Origin of the sequence: Klebsiella sp. MPUS7 (assembly GCF_009905335.1) — a bacterium.
Classification (GTDB): Bacteria; Pseudomonadota; Gammaproteobacteria; order Enterobacterales; family Enterobacteriaceae; genus Klebsiella; species Klebsiella grimontii.
This window is the reverse complement of record NZ_CP047604.1, coordinates 1,607,176-1,633,464: the sequence shown is the minus strand read 5'-3', so window position 1 is coordinate 1,633,464 and position 26,289 is coordinate 1,607,176. Positions and strand designations below refer to the sequence as shown.

Below are 26,289 nucleotides of genomic sequence, written 5' to 3'. Positions count from 1 at the left end.
GATTTTGCGTTTTAATTCCCGCCCGAGGTGCGGCGCTGCAGCTGATCGCGCAGGTTAGGCGGCGTGCCTTTAATGGTTAAGGTATCCGTGGCCGGATCCCAGAATACCCTCTCGCCCAGCAGCATCGCGTCAAAGTTAATGGTTAACCCGCCGCCGCTGCCGGCAAACTTGGTTAACTGACGCAAAGTGCTGCGATCCGCCGGGAAGCTCTCTTCCAGCTCGTAGCCCTGTTCGGCGGTAAATTCCTGAAACGTCTTCTCGCTGACGCCCGCCAGCTCTTTTGACAGCGACTCCAGCTCGATTTCCTCACCGGCCTGCAGCTGTTCATTGCAGTAGCTGTATACCTGCTGGCGCACGTTTTGACGCTCAGATTTATCCAGCTGCGCATCGGCGGCGAAATCATCCAGCGCCTGCAGCAGGCCGCGGTTCTGCGCTTTCGCGTTCAGCCCTTCGCTGGCGCCGAGGAAATCCATAAAGAAATCCGCCACCTTGCGCCCTACCCGGCCTTTCAGGAAGGTCAGATAGCGGGTTGACTCCGGGTTGGTTTCCCATTCGGTTAAATCAATACGGGCGACGATATCCGCGTGATTGATATCCAGATAATGGGTGGAGCTGATATCCAGCTCTTCGTTGACGCGCATGCTGCTTAAATTGTTCAGCACCGCCACCATCAGATATTCCACCGCCAGATAGCGATACTGGCAAAACAGCACGATTCCGCCTTCAGCAAAGGGATATTTTGCCAGTTCGTCGCGCAGGCGACCGGTAGCGGCGCGGCTGAACGGCAGGAACGCTTCTTCGCCCTTACGCTGCCCGCGCAGCGCCTGCGCCAGCTCGCTCTCTTCATTAAACAGGCCGTAGGCTTTATTTTTCGCGCTGTAGACACGATGCAGTTCGGCCATCATCTCCACCACCGTCGCCGTCGGCTCCAGCAGTGACTCGCGCAGCACCAGCTCCAGATTTTGTTCATCACGTTTGATTAACTGATGCAGGGCAATCTGGTCGATATCCAGACTCATGTTAAACTCTCCTTTTAGACCGGGCGGTATTCAACCACCGGCGGGGCGACGACGCAACCGCCGCGTGACTCTTTGCGAGCGAAGCCGCGCGCTTTTGCGTCGCGGCGAAAAAATGCGGAAAAAAAGCTGCTGCTACGGTAATATGTTGCCCTTTCACGAACAAACAGATTTTGAGTTTATGCCGCAATTATCCCGCTATAGCGATGAACACGTCGAACAGCTGCTCAGCGAGCTGACGAGCGTTCTGGAAACACATAAAGCGCCCGTTGACCTGTCACTGATGGTACTGGGCAATATGGTGACTAACCTGATCAATAGTAGCGTCGCGCCGGCGCAGCGTCAGGCCATCGCCCGTTCTTTTGCCCAGGCGCTGCAGTCGTCTATCAACGACGATCCGGCGCACTAAGGATAACGAACAACAGTATATGGTGACTCTTCGTCAGCCCTACCGAGAAAAAGTCTCCCAGATGGTCAGCTGGGGACACTGGTTCGCCCTTTTCAACATGTTGTTGGCTATGGTGCTCGGCAGTCGCTATCTGTTTGTCGCCGACTGGCCAACGACGCTTGCCGGACGTCTTTTTTCGTACGTCAGCCTCGTTGGTCACTTCAGCTTTCTGGTCTTTACCAGCTATGTGCTGATCCTCTTTCCGCTGACGTTTGTCGTCATATCCCAGCGCTTAATGCGCTTTATCTCGGTTGTTCTGGCGACCGTGGGCATGACGCTGCTGCTGATCGACAGCGAAGTTTTCACCCGTTTCCACCTGCATCTTAATCCCTTTGTCTGGGAACTGGTGATTAACCCCGATCAGAACGAGATGGCGCGCGACTGGCAGCTGATGTTTATCAGCGTGCCGATCATTTTTCTGCTGGAGATGCTGTTTGCGACCTGGAGCTGGCAGAAGCTGCGCAGCCTGACGCGTCGCCGCCACTATGCGCGTCCCGTTGCCTGGTTCTTCTTTATTTCTTTTATCAGTAGCCACCTGGTCTATATCTGGGCGGACGCCAATTTCTATCGCCCGATAACCATGCAGCGGGCCAACCTGCCGCTTTCCTATCCGATGACGGCGCGCCGTTTTCTGGAAAAACACGGCCTGCTCGACGCGCAGGACTACCAGCGCCGCCTGGTGGAGCAAGGCGCGCCGGAAGCCGTGTCGGTACAATACCCGCTGAGCGATCTGCGTTATCGCGATCTCGGTACCGGCTATAACGTGCTGCTGATTACCGTTGATAATCTTAATTATTCGCGCTTTGAGAAAAACATGCCGGCGCTGGCCGGGTTCGCGAAAGAGAACGTTAACTTTACCCAGCATATGAGCTCCGGTAATACCGCTGACAGCGGCATGTTTGGCCTGTTCTACGGTATTTCGCCGAGCTATATGGACGGCGTCCTCTCCGCGCGTATTCCCGCGGCGCTGATTACTTCGCTGAACCAACAGGGCTATCAGCTGGGCCTGTTCTCGTCCGACGGCTTTAGCAGCCCACTTTACCGCCAGGCGCTGCTGTCCGATTTTTCACTGCCAGCCGCGAAAGCGCAAAGCGATGAGCAGACGGCCAACCAGTGGATTAACTGGCTGGACCGCTACGCCCAGGATGAAAACCGCTGGTTCTCATGGGTTTCGCTCAACGGCACCACCCTTGACGACGGGCAGCAGCAAAACTTTGTCCGTCGCTACAGCAGCGCTGCCGGTGCGGTCGATACGCAAATTGGTCGTGTGCTGAACGCGCTGCGCGAAGCGGGCAAGCTGGACAACACGGTGGTGATCGTGACGGCGGGCCGCGGAATGCCGCTGAACCCGCAGCATGAGCAGTTTGGCTGGTCGCGCGAGCAGCTGCAGGTTCCCCTGGTGATCCATTGGCCAGGCACGCCGGCGCAGGAGATCGCGACGCTGACGGATAACAAAGACGTGATGACGACGCTGATGCAGCGTTTGCTCCACGTCTCCACCCCAGCAAACGAGTATTCGCAAGGTGAAGACCTGTTTAGCGCCGCCCGTCGCCGAGCCTGGGTCACCGCAGCGAATAGCGATACGCTGGCCATTACCACGCCGAAAGTCACCGTCGTGCTTAATCACAACGGCACTTACCGAACATGGAACAGCGACGGCGAGAAAATTAACGATCAAAAACCGCAGCTCAGCTTGCTGCTGCAGGTGCTGACCGATGAAAAACGCTTTATCGCTAACTGATTGATTATTTATAAATCAATCAGGCATTTCCCGGCTTGCATTCGCTTGGGGAACGGGTAATATTGTTCCCCACGAATCGGCACGTAGCGCAGCCTGGTAGCGCACCGTCATGGGGTGTCGGGGGTCGGAGGTTCAAATCCTCTCGTGCCGACCAAATTATTCACCGATTAAATCGGTAACCCCTTAAGAACCCGCACTCTTACAGAGACTGCGGGTTTTTTAATGTCATATTTCCTCCCTGTTCTCAGCAAAACGAACCAGTCACTTTGATTGTAAATCATGGAAAAGCTTCTATTATTTGATGGTACACGTCATTTTTCTGAAGGATTCACATGAGAGTTAATGGACTTACGAAGGGATTTTTCATCCTGATCGTGCTGATCGTCACCCTTGCTTTTTTCGACGTTCTCTCCCCCTATTATTCAGCCATTTTATGGGCAGCAATTCTGGCGGTCATCTTCCACCCGGTGAAGAACAAACTGCGCGATCGGATCGGCGAGCGCAACGGCCTGGCGGCGTTTCTGACGATAGTGATTATCTGTCTGATCGTGTTTACCCCGCTGGCGATCATTCTCTCGTCGCTGGCCTTCGAGCTAAACGTGGTTTACACCAAACTGCAGCATAACGATACCCAGTTCCCGACCGTGGTAGCCAGCCTGTTTGCGCACCTGCCGGAATGGGCCAGGAGCTTCCTCTCAGAGCATGACCTTGATAGCGCGGAACAAATTCAGCGCCAGCTTTCGGACGTTGCGCTTAAAGGAGGCCAGTACCTGGCCGGTAGCGCATTCCTGATTGGTAAAGGCACCTTTGGTTTTACCATTAGCTTCGGCATCATGCTTTATCTGCTGTTTTTCCTGCTCAAAGATGGTCCGTACCTGGTCAGGCTGATCCTTGAATCCCTGCCGCTATCGAATCACGTGAAGCAGCATCTTTTCGCCAAATTTGCCGCCGTCGCCAGGGCAACCGTCAAAGGTACCGTAGCGGTCGCCCTCGCGCAGGGCGCGCTTGGCGGACTGGCGTTCTGGATCGTGGGTCTTGATGGCAGCATCCTGTGGGGCGCGCTGATGGCGTTTCTGTCGCTGATTCCGGCGGTGGGCTCGGCGATCATCTGGGTTCCTGCGGCAGTCTATCTCTTCGCGACCGGTCAGCTATGGCAGGGGGCGTTTATCGTTGGCTTTTTTGTGATCATCGTCGGCCTGGTCGATAATATTCTTCGCCCTCTACTGGTTGGCAAAGATACCAAAATGCCGGACTACCTGATCCTGATCACCACCATCGGCGGCATGGAAATCTACGGCATCAACGGCTTTGTTATCGGCCCGCTGATCGCCGCCCTGTTTATCGCCTGCTGGAACCTGCTGTCCGGACGCGATCACGCCGGAAATATCGACGAGCTTGATGAGGATTTCTTAGAAGAGGGTAAAAATCACGAGGAGTAACGCGTTCCTTTTGGACCGCGCAGATATACAGGGGGAGCCTATCCCCCCGATCGGCGCTTTTATTTGGCGTAGCCTTTAAACACGCCGTCCTGAGTGACGGCTATTTTGCCGTTGGCGTAAACGATAAAGTTGTAAAGCCCCTGCTGGTAAACGGTCGCGTCTTTATTTTTCTCAATCACCGCCGCCGCTTTACCATCAATACTTAAGCCGGTACTGGTGCCTTTAATCTCCATGCCGTTAAAGTGCCGGGTTTTCACCTTCGCGCTCTGACTATGCTGAACGGCAGCGGCGGCGTTTTCTAACGCCTGCTTCTCATAAGCTGCATTCATCGAGGCCTGACGATTTTGCTCCGCTAAGTAGCAGGTATCGCGGGAAATCCCCCTCGCCTCGCAGTTCGCCAAACGCTGTGACTCGGAAGTACAACCTGCCAATAGCGAAGAAACCGCCAGCGACGCAACCAGTAAAACCTTTTTCACTTTCATCTACCATCACTCATATCAATTATTTAAATGAACAATTCCCTTTCAATTAATTTCCCTTATGAATCATTCTAAATGACGGAAGATAAATATAACGAATGAAATAATCTCATATGTAAATTAATTCTTTTATTGATCATAATCATTTTAAAAATTCACCTATTCCATAATAGGCGGTAGCGGAAAAACGCGGGCTGCCGCAGGTGATGAATAACTGCCCCCTACCGCAATAGCAGAACTTATAACTAGAAACTATGAAAACTTTGGTAAACACCACTACTAATAACGCAAACTAATGCTAACATTGTGCTGTTTATGATTGATAACAAAGGATTACTCACGTGAAAAAAATCACTACGTTTGCCGCCTCCCTGCTGGCCATTGCCTGCGTTTCCGCGAGCGCCGTTGCAGCTGAGCAGCCGCTGGAAAAAATCGCTCCGTATCCTAAGGCGGAACAAGGGATGAAGCGTCAGGTGATTCAGCTGCCGCAGCAGCAGGATGAGTCCGCATTAAAAGTAGAGCTGTTAATTGGCCAGACGCTGGAAGTCGACTGCAATCGCCACCGCCTTGGCGGCCAGCTGGAAAGCAGAACCCTGGAAGGCTGGGGCTACGACTACTACGTGTTTGATAAAGTGACGTCACCCGTCTCAACCATGATGGCCTGCCCGGACGGTAAAAAAGAGAAGCAGTTTGTGATGGCTGGCCTGGGCGATGCGGGCATGCTGCGTTACAACAGCAGGTTACCTATCGTAGTTTATACCCCGGCTAATATCGACGTGAAATATCGTATCTGGCGAGCGGACGAAACCATCGGCGCTGCCGTTGAGCGTTAATGGCTAAGACAGATTCCGGCGGCCTGAGCCGCCGGAAAGCATTTACAGCGCGATATCCGCGATAGGTTTGCCTTCAGGCAGCGGCTTCAGCATCGCCTGCGGCACATCATCAGCAGCGGTAAGCGGCTCATAGTGCAGTTCCAGCACTTCGCTGGTCCACGCCAGCGCCCTTTCAATTTCCGCCGCGTTGCCATCCAGACGCGTACCGTAGCTCGGTATAATCGCTTTCAGTTTCGCCTGCAAGTCCGCGGAGTTGATCTTCTCTTTGAACACTTTCTCCATCAGCTGCAGCATGATTGGCGCGGCGGTGGAAGCCCCCGGCGAGGCGCCCAGCAGCGCGGCAACGGTACCTTCATCATCGCTGACGACTTCGGTACCCAGACGCAGAACGCCGCCCTTCTTCTCATCACGCTTGATAATCTGCACGCGCTGGCCGGCCTGCCATAAGCGCCAGTCTTCTTTGCGCGCTTCCGGGTAGTACTCGCACAGCGCTGCGTGACGATCTTTGTCCTTTTGCAGCACCTGGCTAATCAGATATTTTACCAGATCGAAGTTATCCAGCCCGACGTTGAGCATCGGCATGATGTTTGATGTGTTGGTGGAAGCCAGCAGATCCCAAAGCGAACCATTTTTCAGGAAGCGGGTTGAGAAGGTCGCGAACGGCCCAAACAGCACCACGCGTTTGCCATCGATAATACGGGTATCGATGTGCGGAACCGACATCGGCGGCGCACCCACTTCCGCCTGGCCATAGACTTTAGCCAGATGGTGGTTAACCACTTCCGGGTTCTCACAGACCAGGAACTGCCCGCCGACCGGGAAGCCCGCGTACTCCTTCGCCTGCGGAATACCGGTTTCCTGCAGCAGGGTCAGCGCGGCGCCGCCGGCGCCGATAAAGATAAACTTAGCCTTGATAACCCATTTCTGGTGGCGATTGTTCGCATCCGCCAGCGTGACGCTCCAGCTCTTATCGGCATTGCGCTTAAAGCGGCGTACCACGGTACCCAGCTGAAGCGAGAAATTGTCATGGGTTTGCAGCCCGGCGATCAGCTGACGGGTGATTTCACCGTAGTTCACGTCGGTGCCGACTTCCGAGCGGGTTGCGGCCACCTTCTGCTGCGGATCGCGTCCTTCCATCACCAGCGGAGCCCACTCTTTAATTTGTTGGTGATCTTCGGAGTAGCGGATACCGCGGAACAGCTCGCTTTGTTGTAAAGCCGCATAGCGGGCGCGCAGGAAGTTAACGTTGTCTTCGCCCCACACGAAGCTCATGTGCGGCACGCTGTTAATAAAGGATTTCGGCTTTTTCAGAATGCCCCGGGTCACCTGGTGGGCCCAAAATTGACGAGAAATCTGGAAAGATTCGTTGATATCGACCGCTTTATCGATATTGATACCGTTAGCGGTTTGCGGCGTATAGTTCAGCTCCATCAGCGCCGCGTGGCCGGTGCCCGCGTTGTTCCATCCGTTCGAGCTCTCTTCCGCGACGCTGGACATCTGCTCGACCATGGTAATAGACCAGTCCGGCTCCAGTTCCTGCAGCCAGGTTCCCAACGTGGCGCTCATGATGCCGCCGCCAATCAACAATACATCCGTCTCTTGCTCATGGCGGGTGTTGGTCCGAGTGTTATTGGAACCAACCGCCTGTGAGCTGGGTACGGCCATCTTTTTCTTCATCGGATTTGAGCCTTACTTTACTCGCTTTTTATTTAGCGCAGGTGAAACGATTCTCGGCTTCAAAGGTAACACTGAAGAAAAAAAATTTAAATATTGTTTAAATTTTAAGTTGAGTTTTGAGATCTGTTATAAAAATGTTTAATAAATGTGTATCACAAATCACATTTTGTACTGGTGTCAGCGGCGCTTACGCGCTATTATCCTCGGTTTTGTGACCGACCGCACGTAAGTAGCGATCGGTCCTGCCGCCAAATTTTTAAAATCTGCGAACTTTTTTTATGCCTCCAGTTTCTGATTCCGCTACCTCCGGTAACGCTGGCGCATTAGGCCAGATACTGCGTTCGCCCGCGCTGCTGACGCGTGAAACGTTGGCTGGCGTGCTCACCGCACTGGCCCTGATCCCCGAAGTCATCTCCTTCTCCGTCATCGCTGGGGTCGATCCGAAAGTTAGCCTGATTGCCTCCGTGGTGCTGTGCCTGGCGATGTCGCTCCTGGGCGGACGGCCTGCGATGGTCACCGCGGCCGCCGGGTCGGTGGCGCTGGTTATCGGTCCAATGGTGCATCAATACGGCGTCGGCTACATTCTGCCGGCGGTCGTTCTGGCGGGGGTTATTCAAATTTTGTTTGGCGTTTGTGGCATGGCGCGCCTGATGCGCTTTATCCCGCAGGCGGTGATGACCGGTTTTGTTAACGCGCTGGGTATTCTCATCTTTTTTGCTCAGGTACCGCATTTCTGGAGCAAGCAGCCGCTGATTATCGGCCTGTTCGTGTTAACGCTGCTGATTGTGCTGTGGGCGCCGCGCTTTATTAAGGCGATCCCTTCTCCGCTGATCGCTATCGTTCTGTTGACCCTGTTTACCGTTTTCAGCGGCCAGCTGCTGCCGACCGTCGGCGACGAAGGCTCCATGAGCGGCGGACTGCCGGGATTCACCAGCCTGATGGTGCCTCTGGACTTAACCACGCTGAGCATTATCTGGCCCTGCGCGCTGAGCATCGCTTTTGTCGGCCTGATGGAGTCGCTTCTCACGGCGAAGCTGGTCGATGATTTGACCCATACCCCTTCCAGTAAAGCGCGCGAGAGCGCTGGTCTGGGCATCGCCAATATCCTCGCCGGGTTTTATGGCGGCATCGCCGGATGCGCAATGATCGGTCAGACTATCGTTAACGTTGAAATGGGCAAAGCACGTAGCCGCGTCTCGACCATTGTCGCAGGCCTGGTGCTGCTCCTGCTGGTGACCGCGCTCAGCGAAGTGATGGCGAAAATCCCGATGGCCGTTCTCGCCGGCGTGATGGTGATTGTGGCGGTAAAAACCTTTAGCTGGCACAGCGTTCGTCCGGCGGAGCTGGCGCGCAACCCGTGGCCGGAAACGCTGGTGATGCTGGTTACCGTCGGCGCGACCGTCGGCACCAGCAATCTCGCCATTGGCGTCCTGGCTGGCCTGGTTTCAATGGCGCTGATCCCTCGCCGCCTGCGTAATCAAGCGCGGGCTACATCAGAAAAATCGTCGCCAGCCCAAGAAAAATAAAGAATCCGCCGGTGTCGGTAATCGCGGTAATCATCACGCTGGAGCCGACCGCCGGATCGCGACCCAGCTTAACCATCACCATCGGGATAATCACGCCCATCATCGCCGCCATCAGCAGGTTGAGCATCATCGCCAGGGTCATCACGCCGCCAAGCTGCGGATCGTCATACAGCCACCAGGTAATCGCCCCCATAATCCCGCCCCAGACGATCCCATTGATCAGCGCGACGCCCATCTCGCGCAGGATCAGGAACGAAAAGCTTCCCGGCTGAATATGCTGTAACGCCATCGCCCGCACGATCATGGTGATCGTCTGATTGCCGGTGTTGCCGCCGATCCCGGCAACAATCGGCATCAGCGACGCCAGCGCCACCAGCTGGGAGATAGTGTGTTCGAAACCGTCGATAACGCGGGAGGCGATAAACGCGGTGCACAGATTCACCGCCAGCCAGGCCCAGCGGGTTTTCACCGCCTTGCTGACCGGGGCAAAAACGTCGTCATCGTTGCTCAGGCCGCCCATCCGGCGTAAATCGTTGTCCGTCTCTTCATAGACCACGTCGACGATCTCGTCGATGGTTAAACGCCCCATCAGCTTGCCGTCGGCATCAATCACCGCGGCGCTAAGTAAGTCATCACGTTCAAAAGTACGCGCCACTTTTTCCGCGTCCTCGTGCGGCTGGAAGGTCACCGGATCGCCTTCCATCACTTCCCCCACCCGCTTCTGCGCATCGTTAAGCAGAATGGTTTGTAGCTCGAGTTCGCCGAGTAGCAGCTTATTGCGGGTGGTCACAAACAGTTTGTCGGTGTTCTCCGGCATTTTCCCTAATCGCCGCAGATAGCGCTGTACCGCCGCGAGAGTGGCTTCCGGACGAACGGTAATGACCTCAAACTCCATGATCGCACCGACGGTATTGTCGGCGTAGCGCATCATCTGGCGAATACGCGCGCGCTTATCCGCAGGCAGGGTTGCCAGCAAACGTCCGGTCAGATCGCGCGGCAGGTGCTGCAACAGGTAGACCTGTTCATCAATATCGAGATTTTGCAGCGCGAACAGCAGGTCGTGATCGCTCATCTCCTCGATGAGGTCGCCCCAGACGCTTTCCGATGCCTCCAGCAGCACTTCACCGCGCTTATCGTCAGCGACCAGCCGCCAGAGCGCGTTGCGCGCATCATAAGGCAGCGCCTCAAGCGCATCGGCAAGGTCCGGTGGCGGCAGGTGTGAAACCAGCATCTCCACTTCCGCCAGATCGTCGGCAAGCGTGTTGTCATCGTAACGTTCAGCGAGGGTTAATTTTCCCAGCAGCGAAGATGTGACGGCTTTATCAGTGCTCAGGAGCCAAATGAGGCGGGCGCGCTCTTCGTCACGCAATCTGGCGCTTTTTTTATGCAAAACGGACATCGGTCAGGCAATCCTTGTAAAAATATCTGTCAGACCAGCAGGCCGGAAGCCTTAAGCATAGCGCGAGGAGGCGGAAATAATAACCGCTATGAATTCAGTCGACGGAAAAAACAGCAGCCTGCGGGAAGCCCGGAGGTCGGCTGGCGCCTCCGGGATGAGCCTGCGCTATCAGGCGGTACGGGCGACCGCGTCGCGCGTCGCCAGCTCGCGCTCTTTTCCGCTCAGCTCCGATAGCTGGCCGCCGCGCATTTCCAGCAGCCTGTCGGCGTGCTGAAAGTAGTGATCGTCATGGCTAATAGCAAAGAGGGTTTTACCCATCTCCTTCATCAGCGGCAGCAGCACCTGATAGAACTCACGGCGGAAATGGGGGTCCTGATCCGCCGCCCATTCATCCAGCATGATGATATCTCTGTCTTCTGCTAACGCCAGCAGCAGCGCCACGCGCTTTTTCTGCCCTTTTGACAGCTTCAGGTCGAGGATTTTGCCGTCATCCAGCCGTAACTTATGGTTCATCTGCAGATAACCCAGCCACTTCTCCACCAAAGCCGGGTCAGCCGCCTTCCCTTCCGGCCCCAGCAGCCTGTCGAACAGCCAGACGTCGGTAAACACCGCCGAGAACAGCTTACGATAATCTTCCGGTTTATCCGCCGCCATCGGCTGACCATCGAGCAGGATCTGTCCGGATACCGGCTGATACAAGCCGGTCAGCAGCATAGCCAGCGTCGATTTCCCGCTACCGTTGCCGCCAATCAGAAAGACCAGCTCACCGCGCTTGAGGGTCATATTAATCGGCCCGACCGCAAAGCTGTTGTCAGGATAATGAAAGGTGATATCGCGCAGCTCGAGAGTCTGCCAGTGGGGATGCGCCTGCGGCTGCGGAAATTCAGCGCGATACGGCGTGAGCGAAAATTTATTCAGCTTGTTGAACGCCACCTGCGCGCTGAGCAAAGTGGGCAGCGCGCCAACCGCGGAAAGCAGCGGCGTGCGCAGGAATAATAGGGTCAACGAGTAGGTCGCCGCTACCGCCGTATTGGCCCAGCCCAGGCTGTTGGCCATCCAGAAGACCAGGCCAATCGCGCCCAGCATCATAATATTCGACCAGTTGACCGCACTCAGATGGAAAGTATCGGCGCGAACAATATGGTGCCGATATTCTTGCGCATCGGGGAGATAGAGCTGGTTAAACACATACTCAGCTCGCTCGCGGTTGAGGGTCAGCTCTTTGCGCCCCTCGAGAACCGTCTGGTAATCGTGATACAGCTTATCTTCGCTTTCGCGCAGCGAGGCCATGTGTTTATACACCCGCGATACCAGTATAAAACCGCCCCAGATGGTCAACGCCAGCCACAGCGCGGTAACCAGCATCATTTTTCCCGACAGCCAGGCCAGATAGGCGGCGGAACCGAAGGTGAGAATAATCCCCTGCACCAGCTCCGGCAGACGCACGAAGGCAATGGTGATATTACGGATATCGCTGGTTAACCCGGCCAGCAGCGACGCGCTGCCGATTTTCTCGATCTTCTCGATTTGCGTGTCGAGAATGCGCTTAATAAATTCGCCGCGCAGGCGGTAGACGAAATGGTGGCCAAGCGTGGTCAGCGCCAGCTGCGAACCGAGCGTGACCGCCATCAATAGCAGTAGCAGCCCGAGGAACTCCGGCAGGACCGTCAGGGAAGTGTCGACAAGGGTAATCAGACGCAGATTAATAAAGGCGATAAGCCCAATACCCAGCGCCGCGCTCAGCAGGCTCAGGGCAATGACGGAGATAAACGGCCAGCGATACTGACGCCAGACAAGAAGAAGAAGTTCCATAACGCATAATCCGGGCAAGCAAAAACAGCCAGCAGTTTAAACTGCTCGACGATGACAGCAAGAATAATTCTTATTTTTATTCTTTATTACCCGCCAGGCGGAAAGTGAGATTGTAACGACAGGCGCCGGTCTCCGGATGGATGCCCTCTTTGAGCGGCTGAATACCATGGTAAAAAAGCCGCGATTCGCCGCCCCAGACCACCACGTCGCCGTGCTCCAGCAGCACCCGCTGTAGCGGATCGTTACGCCGCAGCCCGCCGAACTGAAATATTGCCGGCAGCCCCAGCGAGACGGAGACAATCGGCGCCCGCAGGTTATGCTCGTCTTTATCCTGATGCAGCGACAGCTTCGCGCCGGGCTGGTAGCGGTTGATAAGACAAGCATCCGGGGTAAAGCGCGCATAGCCGGCCGCCGCCGCGGCCTCTGCGGCCAGCTCGCGGAAAAGCGGCGGCATCTGCGGCCAGCGCTTGCCGGTCAGCGGATCGTCGGCAGCATAAAGATAGCCGTGCTGGTTCGTGGTCCAGCCCAGCTCGCCGCAGTTGGTCATCGCTACCGACATCGTGTAACCACCGGGGGTGACCATCTGGCGAAAAGGCGAACGACCGGCAATCCCGGCGATTACCTGCAACAGCGCCGGGGCGCGTTCTCGGGCATAGCGGCGCAAAATTATCGCCCCCGGAGCCAGCGGCTCCTGCCAGGGCGGCGTATCGGCAAAAAGATCGAACATTATTTCTCCTCGGATGACGCTTCTCGTGCCAACAGCAGCGCCTTGCGCGCCGTCCCCCAACGATAGCCGGATAGCGCCCCATCTTCGCGAACGACCCGGTGGCAGGGAATAACCAGCGCCAGCTTATTAGCGGCGCAGGCGCTTGCCACCGCTCTCACCGCGCGGGGGCGGCCGATGCTTTGCGCGACCTGACGATAGCTGCGGGTCTCCCCCGCCGGGATCTGACGCAGCGCCTGCCAGACCTGAAGCTGAAAAGCCGTGCCGCGCAAATCCAACGGCAGGGAAAACGGCTGCCGGTGGTCATCAAGATGGGAAAATACCTGCGCCACCCGCTGACGAAAAGCCTCGTCGCCCGGATGCAGCCGCGCATTGGGAAACAGGCTGGCTAATTCAGCACAGAGCAAGGCATCGCTCTCTCCCGGTAGCACGGCGCACACGCCCCGTTCACTCTCAGCCACCAGACAGCGTCCCAGCGGACCATCGCCGCATACCCAGGTAATATCGAGATCCTCGCCGCCGCGGCGAAACTGGCGGGCGGTCATCCCCAGCGCGGCATCTGCCTGCTGATAGTAGCTGCTATTGTCCGGGAAGCCGGCCGACAGCGCCGCATCGGTAATTTTCGCCCCCTGCCCCAGCGCTTCGCGTAAACGGCGAGCGCGCCAGGCCTGTTGCCAGGCTTTAGGGGTCATTCCGGTGACGGATTTAAAGAGGCGGTGAAAATGAAAGGGACTGAGCGCGGCCTGGCGCGCCAGTGCCTCCAGCGTCATCGGCGTTTCCTGCTCCAGCAGACGGGACGCGGCGGCCACTTTCTCTACCTTCTGCTGCTGCGGGTCGCTTTTTTCCGGCTGGCAGCGTTTGCACGGGCGAAAACCTTCCGCCTGCGCGGTTGCAACGTCAGGGTAAAAGCGAACATTTTCCCGCAGCGCGCGACGCGAACGGCAGGTCGGACGGCAGCAAACGCCGGTGGTCAGCACGGCAAAAACAAACTGACCATCGGCGCGGGCATCACGTTCGCATACCGCCTGCCAGCGGCGCTCATCGGTATCAATCATTATCGGTTTCATCACGATCTCCTGCTGTAAGTGTATCTGCAGTCTGGGCCGAAGTCCGTTAACAAAAACCCGAAATCTTGCGCTTTAATTTTTCTCGCCGACGAGGAACGCGCGGAACTGCGGCGACATCCAGGTTTTAAACCCGTCTCCCTCTTTGACAATCATATACACCGCCAGCCCCTGTTCGCGAACCACGTCCTGCGCTTTTTCCGGCCCCAGCACCATCAGCCCGGTATCCCAGCCGTCGGCCTCCAGTGCCGTCGGAGCGATAACGGTCACTGAAACCAGTTTATGATCGATAGGTCGCCCGGTCTGCGGATCGATAACGTGCGAGATGCGCTTACCGTCAAGCTCATAGTAGTTGCGGTAGCTGCCGGAGGTACTGATGCCATGTCCGTTGATATCAACGATCGCCTGCACCGCGTTTTCACGATCGGTCGGCTTCTGGATAGCCACCCGCCACGGCTGCCCTTCCGCATTCATCCCCCGGCTCACCAGCGCGCCGCCCACCGAGACCAGATAGCGCGAGATCCCTTCCTGCTCCATCAGGCGCGCCAGATGATCGGCGGCGTAGCCTTCACCTACGGTAGAGAGATCGACGAACAGATCCGGAATGTCTTTTTGCAGATACTGTTGGCCGGCCTGGTTGATCACCGTCAGATGCTGTAATCCACTGCGCGCTTTTGCCGCGGCGATCTGCTGCGGATCCGGCGTTTTGACCGGCTGTTTATCCGGGCCAAAGCCCCATAAATTGACCAGCGGCCCGACGGTGATATCCATTGCGCCATGGGTTTTTGCGCCAATTCGCAGCGACATCGTCACGATATCCGCCATCGCCTCGTTGACCGGCCACGGCGACGTACCCGGCGAATGGTTAAAGCGCATCAACGCTGAATCGTTCTTCCAGGTGGAAAGCAGACGATCGTCGGCATCGAGCTGAGCCTGCACTTTCTGGCGCAGCGCCTCGGCCTTCGCCTCATCAAGGTTGATGACGCTGACCCGCCAGAATGTGCCCATGGTTTTACCCTCCAGCACGGTGGCGGCGGATTTTGGCGTCTGGGGAGAAGTGGCTGAATCACAGCCTGAAAGTAATACGCAGGCGCCGAACAGGGCGGCGCGAAAAAAAGTGATATCCATAAAATTGGCTTCCTCTGGCTAAGGTGCAAAGAGTACACCAGCAAGGTTAAACCGGGCATAAAAAAAGGCGCCATCGGCGCCTTTTTTCAAACTTCAGCGTACTTAGAACTGGTAAACCAGGCCCAGAGCAACGATGTCGTCGGTAGACACATTGGCAGCACGGGTGAAGCGGTTGTCGTCCAGGAGGTTGATTTTGTAGTCAACGTAGGTGGACATGTTTTTGTTGAAGTAGTAGGTCGCGCCTACATCAACATATTTCAGCAGATCCTGATCGCCGTAACCTTCCAGATCCTTACCTTTGGACTGCAGGTAAGCCACGGACGGACGCAGACCGAAGTCGAACTGGTACTGTGCAACCACTTCGAAGTTCTGCGCTTTGTTAGCAAAGCCCTGGTTGCCAGCGCGAGTTGCGTTGTAGGTCTGGGTGTACTGAGTCGCCAGGTAGATGTTGTTGGCGTCATATTTCAGACCACCGGTATAGGTTTCAGCGTTATCACCACGGCCCAGAACAGCTTTGGTGTTCTGATCGCTGGTACGTTTGGAGTGAGAGTACGCGAAACCAGCGCTGATACCGTCGTAGATATCATAAGTTACAGCGGTACCGTAACCGTCGCCGTTCTGTTTGTTCCAGTCACGACCGTTGTTGGTCGAACCTTCGCCGCTGGTGCTGCCGTTTTTACCCTGATACTGCAGAGCAAAGTTCAGGCCGTCAACCAGACCGAAGAAGTCAGAGTTACGGTAGGTTGCCACGCCGTTAGCGCGAGACTGCAGGAAGTTGTCAGAACCGTAGGTGTCGCCGCCGAATTCCGGCAGAACGTCAGTCCAGGAAGTTACGTCGTAAACAACGCCGTAGTTACGACCGTAGTCGAAAGAACCCGCGTCGCCGAATTTCAGACCCGCAAACGCCAGACGAGTCCACGCCTGATCGCTGGAGCTCTCGGTGTTGTTAGCCTGGACGTTGTATTCCCACTGGCCGTAACCGGTCAGCTGGTCATTGATCTGGGTTTCGCCTTTGATGCCCAGACGCATGTAGGTCTGGTCGCCATCTTGGCCTTTGTCGTCAGAGAAATAGTGCAGACCGTCGATTTTACCGTACAGGTCTAATTTGTTGCCATCTTTGTTATAGACTTCAGCCGCATTCGCTGCGCCCGCTACCAGCAGTGCCGGTACCAGGAGGGACAGTACTTTAACTTTCATGTTATTAACCCTCTGTTTGTTATATGCCTTTTATTATTGCCACTGCTTACTGATTACCCTTCTAATCAGTCGGCTATTTCATTGTGCTGCAAAATGCAGAATAATCCAACAAGAATATGATACTAAAACTTCTAAGATGTTTCAAAATACCCACAAGATGTTTCAATTTGTAAATACAAGGGAACTTTTTTTCCGCACAAAAAGCTCATAAAAATAAGCACTAATAATCAAAAAATAAAAATTATCAATAAACGTCAACGAGTTACACAGTTACACACCTATAGCACTGAATGGTAAAACAAAATTCTCATCTGGGACTAAAATTAATCCCGCTATCATCATTAACTTTATTTATTACCGTCATTCAGTTCTGAATGTCTGTTTACCCCTATTTCAACCGGATGCCTCGCATCCGGTTTTTTTTACCCTTCTTTACACATCTTTAATTATTCCCTGCTAGCCGCGAAAAAAATAACGGTTATTAATCAAACAACTTACGGCTAAACCCAGGGTCATTTATATAATTTCTTGTTATTTAGTGCTATTTACATTCTCGAATCCGTAAATAATTGTACAAAAACCACCGGGGCGTACATCTTTGTACGCCTTATTGGTTTGAGATAAATCTCAAGGCAAAAAAGTCATTGTAGGGTATTCAGATGTATGGATTTTGCACGTTAACCTTTATACTGTTCGTAGCATCTGCGCTGCCCCCGGTTAACTTGGTGCAACAGTCCGTTTACACACACTGATGAGTCGTACTCTCACACGATGACCCCGAAAAAATTTTCCCTGATACCCGGCAACATTACTCGCTTCTTTATTCTCATGGTCATTGTCCTGCTGGCGACGATGGGGGTCATGATCCAAAGCGCCGTTAACACCTGGCTAAAAGACAAAAGCTACCAGGTGGTCGATGTCAGCTACGACTTACATAAACGCATCGATACCTGGCGCTACGCCACCTGGCAGATTTATGACAATATCGCCGCGACCTCGTCCAGTTCAGCCTCAGAGACAGGGCTCCAGGAAACGCGATTAAAACAGGATGTTTACTACCTGGAGAAACCCCGGCGCAAAACGGAAGCGCTGATTTTTGGCTCGCATGACGGCTCAACGCTGGAAATGACGCAAAAGATCTCCAACTATCTCGATATCCTGTGGGGCGCCGAGACGATTCCCTGGTCGATGTATTACCTGAACGGGCTTGATAACAGCCTGATTCTGGTTTCAACGCTGCCCTTAAAAGATCTCTCTTCCAGCTTCAAAGAGTCGACCATCAGCAGCGTCGTCGAATCACGACGGGCAGAAATGCTGCTTCAGGCCAACACCTTAGATGAACGCGAGACCTTTTCGTCGCTGCGCCACCTTGCCTGGCAAAACGGCTACTACTTTACTTTACGCACGACATTCAACCAGCCCGGTCACCTGGCGACCGTTGTCGCCTTCGATCTGCCCATTAACGATCTCATTCCTCCCAGTATGTCGCTGGAGAGCTTCCGGCTGGAGCCCGATCCGTCGCAAAGCGTCAACAGCAATCCGGATAAAGAAGCCGCCGACATCGTCAGCATTAACTTTAACGGCCCGCAGATTGAAATTCTCACCACCATTAATACCACCGGTATGCGTCTGGTCTGGATGGTCCCCTTTAGCGAGCTGATTCTGGAGTCCTTGCAGAGTATCTTACTGCCGCTGTTGCTGAACATTGGTCTGCTGGCGCTGGCGCTGTTCGGATTTACCACCTTCCGTCACTACAGCGGCCGCAAAAGCATCGTGGGAACGGCGGTCTCTTCGGCAGCCAATAATGAGCTGCGCGCCCAGCGCGCCATTCACGAAGAGATTGTTTCCCTGCTGCCGCTAGGGCTGCTGGTGCACGATCAGGACGCTAACCGTACGGTGATAAGCAATCCGATTGCCGATCATCTGCTGCCGCATCTGAACCTGCAAAACATCATTAACATGGCCGATCAGCATCAGGGCGTAATTCAGGCGACGGTGAACAATGAACTGTATGAAATCCGTCAGTTCCGCAGTCAGGTTTCGCCGCGTACGCAAATCTTTATTATTCGCGATCAGGACCGTGAAGTGCTGGTGAATAAGAAGCTCAAGCAGGCCCAGCGCCTGTATGAGAAAAACCAGCTGGGCCGCACTGCTTTTATGCAGCATATCGGTACGGCGCTGAAGCAGCCGGCGCAAACGCTGGCGGAAGAAGCCGCGGCGCTCGGCATAGCCGAAAGCCGCAAGCTGGCCCAGCATGCGGATGAACTGGTCCAGCTGGTCGATGAAATACAGCTGGCAAACCTGCTGGAGAGCGATAGCTGGAAGAGCGCACAGGGTCTGTTCTCCATTCAGGAATTGATAGATGAAGTGGTGCCTGAAGTCCTGCCCATCATCAAACGTAAAGGTCTTCAACTGCTGATTAACAACGCGCTGCCGGCCAATGAGCAACGCTACGGCGATCGCGACGCCCTGCGCCGCACCCTTTTACTGCTCATCCGATACTCGGTTACCACCACGCCTATTGGCAAAATCACCCTGGAAGTGAGTAAAGATGAATCAGCGGATGACCGCCTGACCTTCCGTATTCTGGATACCGGCAACGGCGTTTCGGCGAACGAAATCGACAATATGCACTTCCCGTTCCTCAACGAGACGCAGGCAGACCTTTACGGTAAAGCCAATGCCCTCACCTTCTGGCTCTGCGATCGCCTGACCCGCAAGCTAGGCGGGCAGCTCAATATCAAAGCGCGCGAGTCGCTGGGCACCCGCTACTCCCTGCATCTAAAAATGGCCGCCAGCGCAGAGGAGAGTGATTCAGGGGAACATCTGCTCGATGAGGTCGTGATACTGCTTGATGTGACGGCCAATGAAGTCCGCCGTATCGTCACCCGCCAGCTTGAAAGCTGGGGGGCCACCTGCATCACGCCGGATGACAGAATCACAAGTCAACAATATGATCTCTTTTTAACGGATAATCCGTCTAATCTTACTGCTTCGGGCTTGCTTTTAAGCGATGATGAGGTCCGGGTTCATAAGATTGGTCCTGGTCAGCTCCGCGTGAATTTTAATATCAGCGCTGCGATGCAGGAAGCTATTCTCCAGCTGATTGAGCAGCAGCTTGCAGAGGAAGAGGAGCACCCTTCCTCTGCCGGTAGCGAAAGTAACGCCGAACTGCATGCCAGCGGCTATTACACGCTGTTTGCTGACACGGTACCAGATGATGTTAAGAGGCTGTATAATGAACGGGCAACAGGCGATTTCGCCGCGCTGGCGCAGACCGCTCACCGCCTCAAAGGGGCGTTTGCTATGCTAAATCTGGTACCCGGCAAGCAGTTATGTGAAACGCTTGAGCATCTGATTCGTGAAAAAGATGCGCAAGGCATAGAAAAATATATCAGCGACATTGACGTTTACGTCAAGAGCTTGCTGTAGCAAGGTAGCCTAATACATGAACAATATGAACGTAATTATTGCCGATGACCATCCGATCGTACTGTTCGGTATTCGTAAGTCACTTGAACAAATTGAGTGGGTGAACGTTGTTGGCGAGTTTGAAGACTCCACGGCCTTAATCAACAATCTGCCAAAGCTGGACGCACACGTCCTGATTACCGATTTATCCATGCCCGGTGATAAATACGGCGATGGCATTACGCTTATCAAATACATCAAGCGTCATTTCCCGGATCTGTCCATCATTGTCCTGACAATGAATAACAACCCGGCGATCCTGAGCGCGGTGCTGGATCTGGACATCGAAGGGATCGTCCTGAAACAGGGTGCGCCAACCGATCTGCCTAAAGCGCTGGCCGCGCTGCAAAAAGGCAAAAAATTCACCCCGGAAAGCGTTTCGCGCCTGCTGGAAAAAATCAGCGCCGGCGGTTACGGCGACAAACGTTTGTCGCCTAAAGAGAGTGAAGTACTGCGTCTGTTCGCCGAAGGCTTCCTGGTCACCGAGATTGCCAAAAAGCTCAACCGCAGTATCAAAACCATCAGTAGCCAGAAAAAATCGGCAATGATGAAGCTCGGCGTGGAAAACGACATTGCCCTGCTGAACTACCTCTCTTCCGTTTCCCTGAGCTCCACGGACAAAGACTAACGTCTTCCTTCCCGGATAGCGCTGCGCTATCCGGGAAACTGCCTTACTCCCTTCCCTTACGTACCCGTGCGGCGTAGACCGTCAGGGTTTGCTTGATAATATCCAGAGTCACCGGCTTAGAAAGGCAGCTGTCCATCCCCGACTCCAGGCAGCGCTGCTTCTCTTCCGCCAGGGCGTTGGCGGTGACCCCGATCACCGGCAGCGTGAGTCCCAGCTGGCGTATGCGCTGGGTCAGGCGATAGCCATCCATATTCGGCATGTTGACGTCGCTAAGCACGATATCAATATGCTGCTTGCTCAGAACATTCAGCGCATCGACCCCATCATTTGCCGTTACGCACTGATAGCCCAGCGATCCCAGCTGATCGGCCAGCAGACGTCGGTTAATGGGATGATCGTCCACCACCAGGATCATCATGTCATCATTGCTGGTGGTTTGCGCATCCGCCGCGGATAGCGCGGGCCCGTTTTCCGCGCTGGCCACGGCGATATGGAAGATGCGTCCCAGCAGCGGCAGCAGTTCATGCGGCGTGGCCACGCTATGCAGCCATTCGCCGGGCGCCCGCTCCTGCGGAATACCGATATGGCGTCGACAGAAGATCACCATCGCACCGCCGGGCCAGGCTTCACGCGCCTCGCTATCGGTCAATAAAATATCTTCCGCTCCCGGCGCTTGCCCCGCATAGCGGCGGACCGGGATACCGTGGTAATTCAGCAACTGCTCAACGAACAGCGCCAGCGAGCTATTATCAATCGCCAGCCAGCAGCATTTTTCAGCCAGGCCGTCAATCAGCAGCGGCGGCGTATTTTGTACGCCATACAGTGGGATACGAATGGTGAACCGGCTGCCCATCCCGGGCTCGGTTTCAACGGCAATATCGCCATCCATCATGCTGATAAGCTTTTCACAGATCGCCAGACCGAGTCCCGTCCCCTGGAAGTTGCGCTGCACGCCGGTGCCGACCTGGAAGAACGGATCGAACAGGCGTACCACCTCTTTCGCCGGGATCCCCTCCCCGGTGTCTCTGACGCTGATTTGCAGATAGTCGCCCGCCCGTTCCACGTGCAGAATAATGCAGCCGGTATCGGTAAACTTAATCGCATTACTTAGCAGGTTGGAAATAACCTGCTGCAGGCGCATGGGATCGCCGGACATCAGCTGCGGTACGTCAGGCTCAATAAAGCAGTACAGCCCCAGTTGCTTACGCACCACCAGCGGCAGATAGTTGGCGGAAATATGGTTCATGACCTCGCGCGGCGAAAACTCCCGCGGCTCAATTTTGAGCTGCTCGGACTCAATTTTTGAGAAGTCGAGAATATCGCTAATAATTTTCAGCAGCAGGCTGGAAGAGTTGTTCATCGCCGTCACCAGGCGATCGACGCCCTTCGGCAGCTCTTTGGTCTGCAATAAATCAAGGTTACCGATAATTCCGTACAGCGGCGTGCGCAGTTCGTGACTAACGGTGGCGAGGAACATTGATTTCGACTGGCTGGCCTGCTCTGCGGCCTGGGCCATCTCCTGCAGCGACTCCTCCATTTTGACGCGCGCCGAGACATCCACCAGCACGCAAATCGCCACATTCTCATTACGGTAGCGGGAGTGGACAAAGCTGATTTGCAGGTTGGTGTTATTGCTGGTCAGCACATCGACAAAGTTCACCTGCTGGCCGCAGATAATTTGCGTCAGCCGCTGCCTGTCCTCGTGGGTTAACATGTTGAGATAGTTATGCGCCAGCTCGTTACTCAGGATGTTGGTGCCGTCGAGCGTACGTAAAATACAGATCCCCACCGGCGCGGAGGCAACAATTTTTCGGTTGAACTGCTCATGCTCTTCCAGCCGCTGGGCGTCATTTTCTGCCGGAATAAAAATCCGCCGTTCATACATGCGGGCGAGGACAAAAAGGAGGACGCCGGTCAGCAGATTGAGCACCACGGCGTTCAGTATCAGCATCCGGATGCGTTCCAGCACCTGATCCACCGGCACCGAATAGACAATGCTCAGGGATGATGGCGGCAGGTTTTTTTTCATCGCCAGCTCGCGAAAACCGGCGGTATAGCCGAACCACAAACGCTCCTGCATCCACTTCGCATCCGGTTTAATATTGCTGTCCGACCCGGCAAGCGAAATCAGCGACTGACCGTTATCGTCGAGGATAGTGACGTTCATCGGCAGACTGCCGGGGGTAAAGAAGCTTTCCATACGGATGGTTTGCTCAACGCCGAGCATCGCCTGCAGGCGATTCGCCACATAGATTGGGGTCAGCGCATAGAAATAGCCCACGCCCGGACGCACGCCCTGGCTTATCCAGAACAGATTGTTACCGCGCTCGTTTTGCGGAGCGTCGCGATACTGCTCAATCCGCTGATGCAGTACTTTTAACGCATGGTCCCGCTCCAGCGGAATATCACGCAGGCCGAAGTTGGCCATACACAGATTGTCGCTGCCAATCAAAAAAATACGATTGAGGTCGTAGGCCGTTGAGAAATTGTCGCGCCAGTAGCGCATAAACCACGCCAGTGACTGTAGCGAATTACGCCAGGTCGTACTCATCAGCGCGCAGTCGGAATCCGGGTAGAGCGGTTCAAAATTAGGTATCGCGATATCGCCGCGCTGAACCGGCGTATCGCCGCCTTCGCCGCCGTCCATCGGCCGGTTGCCCGCAACGTACTTCAGCTCTTTGATCACGTCGGCCGTACGTTGGATATAGCGCTGCGCCTGATCGGCATTGAGGTTAAATTCCTGACGAATTTCCGATTCACGATCGTGCAAAGCGTTGACGATGTAAAACACCGACACAAAAGCGACCAGCACCCACAGCAGTACCGCCAGCGCTCTGAACAGATAGCGTGAAACCTTTAACGTGTTATGGAAAGAAGCTAGATATTTCAATGTGGCGATGCTCGGCCGTCAGGGGCTCAACAGAATGGCGTTAAGGTAACGATAAAACAACGGTCCCGCAACGGGAAAACAAAAAGGGTCGGGGATAGCCCCGACCCTTTCAGAACAATTACCGCAGAGAATTACTCTTCGTCTTCGGCAATATCATCGTCGGTATCCGCTTCCGGCGCGATATCCTCATCGCCTTCCGCCGCGCTGCCGTCGATGGCATCCAGCTCTTCGTCATCAACCGGCTCAGCAACGCGCTGCAGGCCAACCACGTTTTCATCTTCCGCGGTGCGGATCAGAATCACGCCCTGAGTGTTACGACCGACAATGCTCACTTCAGAAACGCGGGTTCGTACCAGCGTGCCCGCATCGGTGATCATCATAATCTGGTCGCAGTCATCTACCTGCACCGCGCCCACAACGGAACCGTTGCGTTCGGTGACTTTGATAGAGATAACGCCCTGGGTCGCACGCGACTTGGTGGGATACTCTTCCGCCGCGGTACGTTTACCGTAGCCGTTCTGCGTGACGGTCAGGATGGCGCCTTCGCCGCGCGGAACGATCAGCGAGACCACCTTGTCCTCGCCGGCCAGCTTGATGCCGCGCACGCCGGTGGCGGTACGGCCCATCGCGCGGACGGCGTCCTCTTTAAAGCGCACTACTTTACCGGCGGCGGAGAACAGCATGACTTCGTCCTGACCGGAGGTCAGATCGACGCCTATCAGTTCGTCGCCTTCGTTAAGGTTAACCGCGATAATACCGGCGGAACGCGGACGGCTGAATTCGGTCAGCGCCGTTTTCTTCACGGTACCGCTGGCGGTGGCCATAAAGACGTTCACGCCCTCTTCGTATTCGCGGACCGGCAGGATCGCGGTGATGCGCTCGTTGGCTTCCAGCGGCAGCAGGTTGACGATCGGACGACCGCGCGCGCCGCGGCTGGCTTCCGGCAGCTGATACACTTTCATCCAGTAGAGACGACCGCGGCTGGAGAAGCAGAGGATCGTGTCGTGGGTGTTGGCCACCAGCAGACGGTCGATAAAGTCTTCTTCTTTGATACGCGCCGCAGATTTGCCTTTACCGCCGCGACGCTGCGCTTCGTAGTCGGTTAACGGCTGATACTTCACGTAGCCCTGATGCGAAAGGGTCACGACAACATCTTCCTGGTTGATCAGGTCTTCGATGTTGATATCGGCGCTGTTAGCGGTGATCTCGGTACGGCGCGCGTCGCCGAACTGTTCACGGACCAGCTCCAGCTCTTCGCGGATAACTTCCATCAGGCGATCGGCGCTGCCCAGAATATGCAGCAGTTCCGCAATCTGTTCCAGCAGCTCTTTGTATTCGTCGAGCAGTTTTTCATGCTCAAGGCCGGTCAGTTTCTGCAAACGCAGATCCAGAATCGCCTGTGCCTGCTGTTCGGTCAGGTAGTACTGGCCGTCGCGCACGCCGAATTCAGGTTCCAGCCATTCCGGACGCGCGGCGTCATCGCCTGCGCGTTCCAGCATCGCGGAAACGTTGCCCAGATCCCATGAACGGGCGATTAAGCCAGCTTTCGCTTCCGCCGGCGTCGGCGCGCGGCGAATCAGCTCAATAATCGGATCGATGTTGGCCAGGGCAATCGCCAGCGCTTCAAGGATGTGCGCGCGATCGCGGGCTTTACGCAGTTCGAAAATCGTACGGCGGGTCACCACTTCGCGGCGGTGGCGCACGAACGCGGCAATAATTTCTTTCAGATTCATGATCTTCGGCTGACCATGGTGCAGGGCAACCATGTTGATACCGAAGGAGACCTGCAGCTGAGTCTGCGAATAGAGGTTGTTCAGCACCACCTCACCTACCGCATCGCGCTTCACTTCAATCACGATACGCATGCCGTCTTTATCAGACTCGTCGCGCAGCGCGCTGATGCCTTCGACGCGTTTGTCTTTGACCAGCTCAGCGATTTTCTCAATCAGGCGCGCTTTGTTCACCTGATACGGAATTTCATGCACGATGATGGTTTCGCGACCGGTTTTCGCGTCAGCTTCCACTTCCGCGCGTGCGCGAATGTACACTTTACCGCGACCGGTACGATAGGCCTCTTCAATGCCGCGGCGACCGTTGATGATCGCGGCGGTCGGGAAGTCCGGGCCCGGAATATGTTCCATCAGCCCTTCAATGCTGATGTCTTCGTTTTCAACGTAGGCCAGACAGCCGTTGATCACTTCGGTCAGGTTGTGCGGCGGAATGTTGGTCGCCATACCTACCGCGATACCGGACGAACCGTTGACTAACAGGTTCGGGATTTTGGTCGGCATAACGTCAGGGATCTTTTCCGTGCCGTCATAGTTATCGACGAAATCCACCGTCTCTTTTTCCAGGTCGGCCATCAGTTCATGGGCGATCTTCGACATACGGATTTCCGTATAACGCATCGCTGCGGCGGAGTCGCCGTCGACAGAACCGAAGTTACCCTGGCCATCTACCAGCATGTAACGCAGGGAGAATGGCTGCGCCATACGTACAATGGTGTCATACACGGCAGTATCACCATGAGGGTGGTATTTACCGATTACGTCACCAACGACACGGGCAGATTTTTTATAGGCTTTGTTCCAGTCATTGCCCAATACGTTCATGGCGTATAGTACGCGACGGTGTACCGGCTTCAGGCCATCTCGGACATCCGGCAGCGCACGGCCAACAATGACCGACATCGCGTAATCCAGATACGAGCTCTTCAGCTCTTCCTCAATGTTGACCGGTGTAATTTCTCTCGCAAGGTCGCTCATCTAACCGCTATCCCTCTACTGTATCCCGGATTCAAAGGTCGCAAATTATAAC

At 55.2% G+C, this 26,289-nt stretch carries 18 protein-coding genes and 1 tRNA gene; 8 read left to right on the top strand and 11 right to left on the bottom strand.

All coding sequences use genetic code 11. The features are described 5' to 3' along the window. Window positions 1-11: 11 nt before the first annotated feature. A complete protein-coding gene (gene yejK / locus GUC22_RS07780; protein WP_004122954.1) occupies window positions 12-1,019 on the bottom strand; it encodes a nucleoid-associated protein YejK in 1,008 nt (335 codons plus the stop codon). A 178-nt stretch (window positions 1,020-1,197) separates the two neighbouring features. Here yejK and GUC22_RS07775 point away from each other — a divergent pair, with 178 nt between their 5' ends. The 4 genes from GUC22_RS07775 to GUC22_RS07760 all read left to right on the top strand — a co-directional run bounded on the left by GUC22_RS07775 (window position 1,198) and on the right by GUC22_RS07760 (window position 4,644). Continuing rightward, window positions 1,198-1,425 carry a YejL family protein gene (locus tag GUC22_RS07775; RefSeq protein ID WP_004133900.1) on the top strand — a complete coding sequence of 76 codons (228 nt, stop codon included), beginning with the start codon at window positions 1,198-1,200 and terminating at the stop codon, window positions 1,423-1,425. Between the two features lie 19 nt (window positions 1,426-1,444). Continuing rightward, entirely contained in the window at window positions 1,445-3,205 is a 1,761-nt protein-coding gene (yejM, locus tag GUC22_RS07770) for an LPS biosynthesis-modulating metalloenzyme YejM (protein ID WP_004133897.1), read from the top strand. Window positions 3,206-3,282: 77 nt separating this feature from the next. Next, window positions 3,283-3,359 (top strand) — tRNA-Pro (locus GUC22_RS07765). Between the two features lie 178 nt (window positions 3,360-3,537). After that, on the top strand, window positions 3,538-4,644 hold the full coding sequence (locus GUC22_RS07760; protein ID WP_004133895.1) for an AI-2E family transporter: 1,107 nt from the start codon (window positions 3,538-3,540) through the stop codon (window positions 4,642-4,644). Window positions 4,645-4,703: 59 nt separating this feature from the next. Here GUC22_RS07760 and GUC22_RS07755 read toward each other — a convergent pair whose 3' ends face one another. Beyond that, on the bottom strand, window positions 4,704-5,126 hold the full coding sequence (locus GUC22_RS07755; RefSeq protein ID WP_004133893.1) for a hypothetical protein: 423 nt from the start codon (window positions 5,124-5,126) through the stop codon (window positions 4,704-4,706). A 338-nt stretch (window positions 5,127-5,464) separates the two neighbouring features. Here GUC22_RS07755 and eco point away from each other — a divergent pair, with 338 nt between their 5' ends. Then, window positions 5,465-5,956 carry a serine protease inhibitor ecotin gene (eco, locus tag GUC22_RS07750; RefSeq protein ID WP_024359224.1) on the top strand — a complete coding sequence of 164 codons (492 nt, stop codon included), beginning with the start codon at window positions 5,465-5,467 and terminating at the stop codon, window positions 5,954-5,956. A 42-nt stretch (window positions 5,957-5,998) separates the two neighbouring features. Here eco and mqo read toward each other — a convergent pair whose 3' ends face one another. Further along, window positions 5,999-7,633: a malate dehydrogenase (quinone) gene (gene mqo, locus GUC22_RS07745; RefSeq protein ID WP_160183456.1), complete on the bottom strand. Its 1,635-nt coding sequence runs from the start codon at window positions 7,631-7,633 to the stop codon at window positions 5,999-6,001. Window positions 7,634-7,911: 278 nt separating this feature from the next. Here mqo and GUC22_RS07740 point away from each other — a divergent pair, with 278 nt between their 5' ends. After that, window positions 7,912-9,159 carry a SulP family inorganic anion transporter gene (locus GUC22_RS07740; RefSeq protein ID WP_049099349.1) on the top strand — a complete coding sequence of 416 codons (1,248 nt, stop codon included), beginning with the start codon at window positions 7,912-7,914 and terminating at the stop codon, window positions 9,157-9,159. Here the strand turns inward: GUC22_RS07740 and mgtE are convergent. The 6 genes from mgtE to GUC22_RS07710 form a co-directional block, all read right to left on the bottom strand. After that, window positions 9,122-10,558: a magnesium transporter gene (mgtE, locus tag GUC22_RS07735; protein ID WP_024359227.1), complete on the bottom strand. Its 1,437-nt coding sequence runs from the start codon at window positions 10,556-10,558 to the stop codon at window positions 9,122-9,124. The genes GUC22_RS07740 and mgtE overlap by 38 nt on opposite strands. A 168-nt stretch (window positions 10,559-10,726) precedes the next feature. Then, window positions 10,727-12,370, bottom strand: a complete 1,644-nt coding sequence (locus GUC22_RS07730; RefSeq protein ID WP_160183455.1) for a multidrug ABC transporter permease/ATP-binding protein — start codon at window positions 12,368-12,370, stop codon at window positions 10,727-10,729. A 76-nt stretch (window positions 12,371-12,446) separates the two neighbouring features. Then, a complete protein-coding gene (gene alkB, locus GUC22_RS07725) occupies window positions 12,447-13,097 on the bottom strand; it encodes a DNA oxidative demethylase AlkB (RefSeq protein ID WP_024359229.1) in 651 nt (216 codons plus the stop codon). After that, window positions 13,097-14,161 carry a bifunctional DNA-binding transcriptional regulator/O6-methylguanine-DNA methyltransferase Ada gene (gene ada, locus GUC22_RS07720; protein WP_160183454.1) on the bottom strand — a complete coding sequence of 355 codons (1,065 nt, stop codon included), beginning with the start codon at window positions 14,159-14,161 and terminating at the stop codon, window positions 13,097-13,099. Before ada ends, alkB begins: the two co-directional genes overlap by 1 nt. A gap of 72 nt (window positions 14,162-14,233) precedes the next feature. Beyond that, a complete protein-coding gene (gene apbE / locus GUC22_RS07715; RefSeq protein WP_024359231.1) occupies window positions 14,234-15,286 on the bottom strand; it encodes an FAD:protein FMN transferase ApbE in 1,053 nt (350 codons plus the stop codon). A gap of 102 nt (window positions 15,287-15,388) precedes the next feature. Next, a complete protein-coding gene (locus tag GUC22_RS07710) occupies window positions 15,389-16,483 on the bottom strand; it encodes a porin OmpC (RefSeq protein ID WP_024359232.1) in 1,095 nt (364 codons plus the stop codon). 771 nt (window positions 16,484-17,254) lie between these two features. Between GUC22_RS07710 and rcsD the strand changes: the two genes are divergently transcribed. Together rcsD and rcsB are read left to right on the top strand one after the other, a co-directional pair. Then, the gene (gene rcsD / locus GUC22_RS07705; RefSeq protein WP_064343061.1) at window positions 17,255-19,915 is read left to right on the top strand and encodes a phosphotransferase RcsD; all 2,661 of its coding nucleotides are present in this window, start codon (window positions 17,255-17,257) and stop codon (window positions 19,913-19,915) included. Window positions 19,916-19,931: 16 nt separating this feature from the next. Further along, window positions 19,932-20,582, top strand: coding sequence for a response regulator transcription factor RcsB (rcsB, locus tag GUC22_RS07700; protein WP_004103995.1), 651 nt, complete (start codon window positions 19,932-19,934; stop codon window positions 20,580-20,582). A gap of 43 nt (window positions 20,583-20,625) precedes the next feature. Here the strand turns inward: rcsB and rcsC are convergent, their stop codons facing one another. Next, window positions 20,626-23,472 (bottom strand): two-component system sensor histidine kinase RcsC, encoded by a 2,847-nt coding sequence (gene rcsC / locus GUC22_RS07695; RefSeq protein WP_049087162.1) that lies wholly within the window; start codon window positions 23,470-23,472, stop codon window positions 20,626-20,628. Window positions 23,473-23,603: 131 nt separating this feature from the next. Then, entirely contained in the window at window positions 23,604-26,237 is a 2,634-nt protein-coding gene (gene gyrA / locus GUC22_RS07690) for a DNA topoisomerase (ATP-hydrolyzing) subunit A (RefSeq protein WP_004123050.1), read from the bottom strand. Window positions 26,238-26,289 lie beyond the last annotated feature (52 nt).

Bases quoted from the DNA above. Each gene is read 5' to 3' on its own strand.
- yejK (WP_004122954.1), bottom strand. From the start codon at position 1,019: ATGAGTCTGGATATCGACCAGATTGCCCTGCATCAGTTAATCAAACGT.
- GUC22_RS07775 (WP_004133900.1), top strand. From the start codon at position 1,198: ATGCCGCAATTATCCCGCTATAGCGATGAACACGTCGAACAGCTGCTC.
- yejM (WP_004133897.1), top strand. From the start codon at position 1,445: ATGGTGACTCTTCGTCAGCCCTACCGAGAAAAAGTCTCCCAGATGGTC.
- GUC22_RS07760 (WP_004133895.1), top strand. From the start codon at position 3,538: ATGAGAGTTAATGGACTTACGAAGGGATTTTTCATCCTGATCGTGCTG.
- GUC22_RS07755 (WP_004133893.1), bottom strand. From the start codon at position 5,126: ATGAAAGTGAAAAAGGTTTTACTGGTTGCGTCGCTGGCGGTTTCTTCG.
- mqo (WP_160183456.1), bottom strand. From the start codon at position 7,633: ATGAAGAAAAAGATGGCCGTACCCAGCTCACAGGCGGTTGGTTCCAAT.
- GUC22_RS07740 (WP_049099349.1), top strand. From the start codon at position 7,912: ATGCCTCCAGTTTCTGATTCCGCTACCTCCGGTAACGCTGGCGCATTA.
- mgtE (WP_024359227.1), bottom strand. From the start codon at position 10,558: ATGTCCGTTTTGCATAAAAAAAGCGCCAGATTGCGTGACGAAGAGCGC.
- GUC22_RS07730 (WP_160183455.1), bottom strand. From the start codon at position 12,370: ATGGAACTTCTTCTTCTTGTCTGGCGTCAGTATCGCTGGCCGTTTATC.
- alkB (WP_024359229.1), bottom strand. From the start codon at position 13,097: ATGTTCGATCTTTTTGCCGATACGCCGCCCTGGCAGGAGCCGCTGGCT.
- ada (WP_160183454.1), bottom strand. From the start codon at position 14,161: ATGAAACCGATAATGATTGATACCGATGAGCGCCGCTGGCAGGCGGTA.
- apbE (WP_024359231.1), bottom strand. From the start codon at position 15,286: ATGGATATCACTTTTTTTCGCGCCGCCCTGTTCGGCGCCTGCGTATTA.
- GUC22_RS07710 (WP_024359232.1), bottom strand. From the start codon at position 16,483: ATGAAAGTTAAAGTACTGTCCCTCCTGGTACCGGCACTGCTGGTAGCG.
- rcsD (WP_064343061.1), top strand. From the start codon at position 17,255: ATGACCCCGAAAAAATTTTCCCTGATACCCGGCAACATTACTCGCTTC.
- rcsB (WP_004103995.1), top strand. From the start codon at position 19,932: ATGAACAATATGAACGTAATTATTGCCGATGACCATCCGATCGTACTG.
- gyrA (WP_004123050.1), bottom strand. From the start codon at position 26,237: ATGAGCGACCTTGCGAGAGAAATTACACCGGTCAACATTGAGGAAGAG.